Origin of the sequence: Microbacterium sp. H6 (assembly GCF_003314775.1) — a bacterium.
Classification (GTDB): domain Bacteria; phylum Actinomycetota; class Actinomycetes; order Actinomycetales; family Microbacteriaceae; genus Microbacterium; species Microbacterium oxydans.
Map to the genome: position 1 here is coordinate 7,519 of NZ_QOAY01000164.1, position 6,980 is coordinate 14,498.

4 protein-coding genes and 1 pseudogene are annotated in these 6,980 nt (G+C 68.5%); 4 read left to right on the forward strand and 1 reads right to left on the reverse strand.

Annotated features, from left to right (window positions below; translation table 11 throughout):
* Positions 1-456: ECF transporter S component (locus DSP71_RS10280; RefSeq protein WP_113681037.1), on the reverse strand; the 456-nt coding region annotated here is incomplete at its 3' end.
* Positions 457-623: 167 nt separating this feature from the next.
* Between DSP71_RS10280 and DSP71_RS10285 the strand changes: the two genes are divergently transcribed.
* The 4 genes and pseudogenes from DSP71_RS10285 to DSP71_RS10300 form a co-directional block, all read left to right on the forward strand.
* Positions 624-3,833 (forward strand): S8 family serine peptidase, encoded by a 3,210-nt coding sequence (locus DSP71_RS10285; RefSeq protein ID WP_179516326.1) that lies wholly within the window; start codon positions 624-626, stop codon positions 3,831-3,833.
* A 279-nt stretch (positions 3,834-4,112) separates the two neighbouring features.
* Positions 4,113-6,398: a carbon starvation CstA family protein gene (locus DSP71_RS10290; RefSeq protein WP_058632149.1), complete on the forward strand. Its 2,286-nt coding sequence runs from the start codon at positions 4,113-4,115 to the stop codon at positions 6,396-6,398.
* Positions 6,399-6,413: 15 nt separating this feature from the next.
* Positions 6,414-6,659, forward strand: coding sequence for a YbdD/YjiX family protein (locus DSP71_RS10295; RefSeq protein WP_046746616.1), 246 nt, complete (start codon positions 6,414-6,416; stop codon positions 6,657-6,659).
* 28 nt (positions 6,660-6,687) lie between these two features.
* A pseudogene (locus tag DSP71_RS10300) lies at positions 6,688-6,980 on the forward strand (sensor histidine kinase); the annotation flags it as partial.

Consider the following 6,980-nt stretch of genomic DNA (forward strand, 5'->3'; position numbering starts at 1 on the left):
GAGGTAGAGGATCTGCGCCCACAGCGGCATCACCGAGAGGTGGGCGGCGAAGAACACCACGACCGCCACGAAGACGCCGATGATCGCCGCCGAGAGGAAGAAGCGCCACGGGCCCCAGGAGCGGTAGCGGGTGAGGGCGGCCACCCCCTCCTGGATCAGGCCGAACAGCAGAGCGGTGCCGATGAACCGCAGCGCCCAGGCCGGGTTGAAGGCGCTCGCGATCAGAGCGGCGAACACATGGGTGATCAGCGCGACGAGCGGGAGGCGCAGCACCTCCTGCGCGATGATGCCCGGCAGCACGTGCGAGCCGAGGACCAGGCCGTAGAGGAACAGCAGGGGGCTCGCCAGCAGCACCGGAGTCACCCACCCGGCTATACCGGCGAGGATGCCCGTGGCGACCCCGATGGCCGCGCATACGAGCAGGACGCGGGTCGTCAGGACAGAGGTGCGGGCCACCTCTCCAGCTTACTGTCGACGTATCGCGAGGGCGGCCGTGGATAACCCTGGCCGATCGGCGAATGCCGGGTGACCGATCGGCCAGACTTCCTGAGAATCGCCAGGGTCGGGCATATGTTGGCCGCGGTGCAGCAAGAGGGCCGCACCGTGATCATCGGGAGCACCACATGGGTCGAACACCCCTCCGGATGGCGGCAGCCACCACCCTGGCCACGCTGTTCATCGCATCGACGGCAACCGCGGGCTACGCGACGGAGGAGGTGACGCACCCCGTCCCCGTCGCAGGCACACCAGGGCACTACATCGTGGTGATGAAGTCGGATCCGCTCGCCACCTACGAGGGCGACGTCAAGGGTCTGAAGGCCACCAAGCCCGCCGAAGGCGACCAGCTCGAGACGCAGTCGCAGGATTCGCAGCGCTACGTCGAACATCTCCAGACCGAGCAGGAAGACCTCGTCAGCGACATCGGGGTCACGCCGGACACCACCTATCAGGTCGTCCTCAACGGCTTCAGCGCCGACCTCAGCGGCGAGCAGGTCGATGCGCTCCGCGCCTCGAAGGACGTCCTCGGCGTCTACCCGGATGAGATCCGTCACCCCGACGCGCAGAGCTCGACCGACTACCTCGGCCTCGGCGACGACCGCAAGGGCAAGGGCGGAGTGTGGCAGCAGACCGGAGGGGTCGCGACCGCCGGAGAGGGCGTCGTCATCGGTGTGATCGACACCGGCATCGCCCCCGAGCACCCCTCCTTCGAGGGGAAGAAGATCAAGAAGCAGAAGAAGCAGCACAACCGCAACAAGGGCGGGCAGCCCTACACCGACGGCACCTACGTCTACTTCGACAAGTCCGACGGCGGGCAGTTCCAGGCCGCGATGGTCGAGGGTCAGGACTGGGACACCAGCGACTACTCCTCGAAGCTCATCGGCGGACAGTACTTCTACGCCGGGGCCGAGGCCGCCGGCTTCGACTTCCAGTACGACTACCTCTCGCCGCGTGACGGCGACGGCCACGGCTCGCACACCGCGAGCACGGCGGCGGGCAACTTCAAGGTCAAGGCCAGCATCGAGAACGTCGATTTCGGCACGATCTCGGGTGTCGCCCCGGCAGCGAAGATCTCGGCGTACAAGGCCTGCTACGTCGGCCCCGACACGACGGTCACCACCGACGACATCTGCGCGCAGAGCGACCTGATCGCCGCGATCGACCAGGCCGTCGCCGACGGTGTCGACGTGATCAACTACTCCATCGGCGGCGGAGCTGCGAGCACCGTGATGGCTCCGGAGGACCTCGCGTTCTTCAACGCCGCAGCAGCAGGCGTCTTCGTGGCGACGAGCGCCGGCAACGACGGACCTGACCCGGTCACGGCCGACCACGCCTCGCCCTGGTACACCACGGTGGCCGCATCGACCATCCCGACCTGGGAGGGCACCGTGCAGTTCGACGGGTTCGCGCAGGCCGGAGCCTCGGTGAGCGTGCCGTTCGGTCAGAAGGTCACCGGCCCGTCGATCGCCGCAGTCGACGCCGCGGCGGCGGGCGCCGTCACCCCGCAGCTCTGCCTGCCCGGCACCCTCGATCCTGCCAAGGTCGCCGGACACATCGTGGTCTGCGACCGTGGCAGCAACGCCCGCGCCGAGAAGTCGCAGGTCGTGAAGGACGCCGGCGGCATGGGCATGGTGCTCGTGAACGTGCCCGGCGGCGCCGACTCGCTCGACAACGACTTCCACGCGGTGCCGACCGTGCACCTGAACGCCGTGCACCGCGCGGCCGTGCTCGCGTATGTGCAGGGCGGCGTGGATCGTCCCATCACCCTCGTGGGTGAGAACACCACCGGCGTCGTCACCCCGACCCCGCAGATCGCGGGCTTCTCGAGCCGCGGGCCCATGCTGGCCGACGGCAGCGACGTGATGAAGCCGGATGTCGCGGCTCCCGGTGTCGCGATCCTCGCGGCGACCGAGAACGCTCCGGGGGAGAAGCCGACGTTCGGCATCCTCTCCGGCACGTCGATGGCCTCCCCGCACGTGGCCGGCCTCGCCGCGCTCTACCTCGGCGAGCACCCCAAGGCGACGCCAGCGGAGATCAAGTCGGCGATGATGACCACCGCCTACGACACCGTGCTGCCCGACGGATCGAAGAACACGAATCCGTTCGAGCAGGGTGCAGGCCAGGTCGACCCGAAGCGCTACCTGAACCCGGGTCTGCTCTACCTCAACGGTGTGAAGGACTGGGCGGCGTTCCTCGACGGGAAGGGACTGTCGGACTTCCCCGGCATCGACCCCATCGACGGCAGCGATCTGAACCAGGCGTCGATCTCGATCGGCTCCCTGACCAGCGCACAGACCGTCACCCGCACGGTGACCTCGACCGAGAAGGGCACCTTCACGGCCAAGGCCTCGGTGCCCGGAGTGAACGTCAAGGTCACGCCGCAGCAGTTGAAGTTCGACCGTCCGGGCCAGACCAAGACGTTCACGGTGACCTTCGACAACGCCACGGCTCCGGTGGAGCAGTGGGCCACCGGTTCGCTCACCTGGACGAGTGCGAAGAACTCGGTGCGCTCGCCGATCGCGCTGTTCCCGGTCACGGCCGATGCGCCGGCCGAGGTCACGGGCAGTGGCGTCGACGGCAGCACCGCTGTCGAGATCACCCCCGGTCTCACCGGTGACCTCGCGCTCGGACTCTCGGGTCTGACGCCGTTCGAACTGCTCGCCGACGCGGACAACCCCGTCGAGGGGCACTCGGGTGACGAGAAGTCGGGCGACGCCAACAAGGACGTCTCGTGGATCGTGAACGTACCCGAGGGCACGACCCTCTCGCGTTTCGACCTCGATTCGTCGGACGACAAGGGCAGCGACCTCGACCTCACCGTGTACCGGGTGGTGAGCCCGGACGACCTGCAGTACTACGAGCGCTGGCGTTCGGCCACCGGCTCGGCGGACGAACAGGTCACGATCCCGTCGCCTAAGGCCGGAACCTACCTGGTGGTGGCGAACATCTACTCGACGACGGGCGCGATGACGTGGGACATGACCTACGCCAACGTGCTGGCCGACGGCGAGGGTGACCTCACGGCAACGCCGAACCCGCTCGCCGCGGTGCGCGGCAAGAAGACGTCGTACAACCTCGGCTGGACCGGCCTGACCGCCGGCACCCGCTACCTCGGGGTCGTGCAGTACGGCGAATCCGACGTGCGCACCGTCCTGACGGTCGACGTGCCGGCGGCGAAGGCTCCGGAGACTCCGGCGCCCGAGACGAAGGCACCGGAGGCCCCGGCACCGGAGACGAAGGCACCGGAGACCCCGGCACCGGAGACCCCGGCACCCGAGGCATCACGGACGGGCGCGCCTCCGACGAGTGCGCCGGAGACGGCGAAGCCGGAGTAGCCCCTCCACACACACACGATGCCCCGCGGTCTCCCTTCCGCGGGGCGTCGTGTGCGTGGCGCTCGGAAACAGGCGATCCCGCGGAGACAGGCCGATTCGCGAGGCAGCCGCCTGATGTGGCGGGAGGGCCTGATGCGGCGGGGCGAACGGACATCCCCGGTATCCGTTCATCGCGCCATCCGCGCCGCTCGTCGCAGCAACCGCGGCGAGCGGTCATGTCGGGAGCGGGATCTTCCTAACGTGGGGGAACGCAACGTCGCGTATCCCGAGGAGACCCCCATGACCGCACCTTCGTCGCGCCGCCGCGACGGCGCCGGACTCGTCGACGACGAGCCCATCATCGTCACCGACCCGAACCTCCCTCCCGTGGCCCTCACCGAAGAGCACCACGAGAAGGCGAACCGCTGGACCCTGCCGAAGATCATCCTGTGGGCCGCGATCGCCCTGCTGGGTGCCGTCGCCTGGACCATGCTCGCGATCGTCCGCGGCGAGACGGTCAACGCGATCTGGTTCGTGTTCGCCGCGGTCTGCACGTACCTGATCGGCTACCGGTTCTACTCCAAGGTGATCGAGAAGTACATCACCCGACCCGATGACCGCCGGGCCACCCCCGCCGAGGTGAAGCAGGACGGCAAGGACTACGTCCCCACCGACCGCCGGGTGCTCTACGGTCACCACTTCGCCGCGATCGCCGGTGCCGGCCCGCTCGTCGGCCCCGTGCTCGCGGCGCAGATGGGGTACCTCCCCGGCACGATCTGGATCATCGTCGGCGTCGTGCTCGCAGGCGCCGTGCAGGACTACACGGTGCTCTTCTTCTCGATGCGACGCGGTGGTCGCACGATCGGGCAGATGGCCCGTCAGGAACTCGGCAAGATCGGTGGAACCGCCGCGATCATCGCCTCGCTGCTGATCATGCTGATCATCGTCGCGATCCTCGCCCTCGTCGTCGTCAACGCGCTCGGGGAGAGCCCGTGGGGCGTCTTCTCGGTCGCGATGACCATCCCGATCGCGTTGTTCATGGGCGTGTACCTGCGCTACCTGCGCCCGGGCAAGGTGACCGAGGTCTCGATCATCGGCTTCGTGCTGCTCATGGCCGCGATCATCGGCGGGGGCTGGGTCGCCGGCACCGAGTGGGGCCAGGCGATCTTCCACCTCGACCGCACCACGATCGCCTGGGGCATCATCATCTACGGCTTCATCGCCGCGGTGCTCCCGGTGTGGCTGCTGCTCGCCCCCCGCGACTACCTGTCGACCTTCATGAAGATCGGCGTGATCGTGATGCTCGCCGGGGCCATCGTGCTGGTCCGTCCCGAGATCACCGTCCCCGCCATCAGCATCTTCGGTGAGAACGGCATGGGGCCGGTGTTCGCCGGTCCGCTGTTCCCCTTCCTGTTCGTCACGATCGCCTGCGGAGCGCTGTCGGGCTTCCACGCCCTGATCGCCTCCGGCACCACCCCGAAGCTCATCGAGAAGGAGCGTCAGACGCGCTTCATCGGCTACGGCGGCATGCTCATGGAGTCGTTCGTCGCGATCATGGCACTCGTCGCCGCGATCTCCATCGACCAGGGCATCTACTTCGCGATGAACGCACCGACCGCCGCCACAGGGGGCACGGTCGAGGGGGCCGTGGCCTTCGTGAACTCGCTCGGCCTGACGGGGGTGAACCTGACGCCCGACATGCTCACAGGCACGGCAGCGGCTGTCGGGGAGGAGTCGATCGTCTCGCGCACCGGTGGTGCCCCCACCCTGGCGCTCGGCCTCGCGCACATCATGCAACAGGCTCTCGGTGGCCAGGCCCTCATGGCGTTCTGGTACCACTTCGCGATCATGTTCGAGGCGCTGTTCATCCTCACGGCCGTCGATGCAGGAACCCGCGTCGCCCGGTTCATGCTGCAGGACTCGATCGGCGCCTGGTTCCCCAAGTTCCGCGACGTCTCCTGGCGCCCCGGGGTGTGGATCTGCACCGCGATCATGGTGGCCGGCTGGGGAGCGATCCTCATCCTCGGCGTCACCGACCCGCTCGGCGGCATCAACACCTTCTTCCCGCTGTTCGGCATCGCCAACCAGCTGCTCGCCGCGATCGCGCTCGCCGTGGTGATGGCCATCGTCGCCAAGCGCGGCAAGAGCTACATCAAGTGGCTGTGGATCATCGGGCTGCCTCTGGCCTTCACCGCGGTGGTCACGATCACGGCGTCGCTGTACAAGATCGCCTCTCCCGTGCCGGCCATCGGCTATTGGGCGAATCACTTCCGCTACGTCGCCGCCCGCGACAGCGGAGACACCTCGCTCGGCGAGCCGGCGGTGCTCGATGCGGTCATCCGCAACACCGCCGTGCAGGGCACGCTGTCGATCATCTTCGTGACCCTGGCGATCATCGTGATGGTGGCGGCCGTGATCGTCACGATCAGGGCGATCCGCAACGGTGGTGGCGAGAACACCGAGGACGCACCCGTGGCCTCGCGCCGCTTCGCCCCGGCCGGGTTCCTGCCCAGCGCCGAAGAACGCGAGCTCGAGAAGCAGTGGGAGCCGATCCTCGCCGACGAGCGCAAGGCGTCGACCCACTGATGTCGAGACACTGAGATGGCTGACACCACGAGTCGGACGGATGCCGCGACCACCCTCCTGCGGACGCTGCTCAGCGCCGCGGTGCGGGCCGGCCGCGGCATCCGCTGGTACATCACGACCCTGATGGGCGACAGCGCCTACGCGACGTACGTCGCCCATCACGGTCGCGTGCATCCCGGCGAGGAGCCGCTGACCGAGCGGCAGTTCTGGCGGCAGCGGATGGACGACCAGGATCGCAACCCCGGTGCCCGCTGCTGCTGAGGCGTGCGCGGCTCCGTAGGCTGAACCCATGACCGACGTCGTTCTCGCAGCGATCCTCGGCGTGCTCGGCGGCATCGTCCTCTCGGTGCTCCTCCTGCTCGCACGTCGACTCGCCCGCGGCGCCGCCGAGCTGGGGAGCGACGCCGAACAGGCCGCCCTCACCGTGCTGCATCAGGCGAGTCTGGCGGCACCGCATCTGCGCGCTGGACTGTCCGCCCCCGACGTCGTCAAGGCCGCGCGTCACCTGCGGGTGCTCCTCGGCAGCGCGGCGGTCGCGATCGTCAGCGCCGAGGGCACGGTGTCGTTCGACGGGCCGTCCGA

Excerpts from the sequence above, each read along its gene's own strand:
- DSP71_RS10285 (WP_179516326.1), top strand. The coding sequence starts at position 624 with ATGGGTCGAACACCCCTCCGGATGGCGGCAGCCACCACCCTGGCCACG.
- DSP71_RS10290 (WP_058632149.1), top strand. The coding sequence starts at position 4,113 with ATGACCGCACCTTCGTCGCGCCGCCGCGACGGCGCCGGACTCGTCGAC.
- DSP71_RS10295 (WP_046746616.1), top strand. The coding sequence starts at position 6,414 with ATGGCTGACACCACGAGTCGGACGGATGCCGCGACCACCCTCCTGCGG.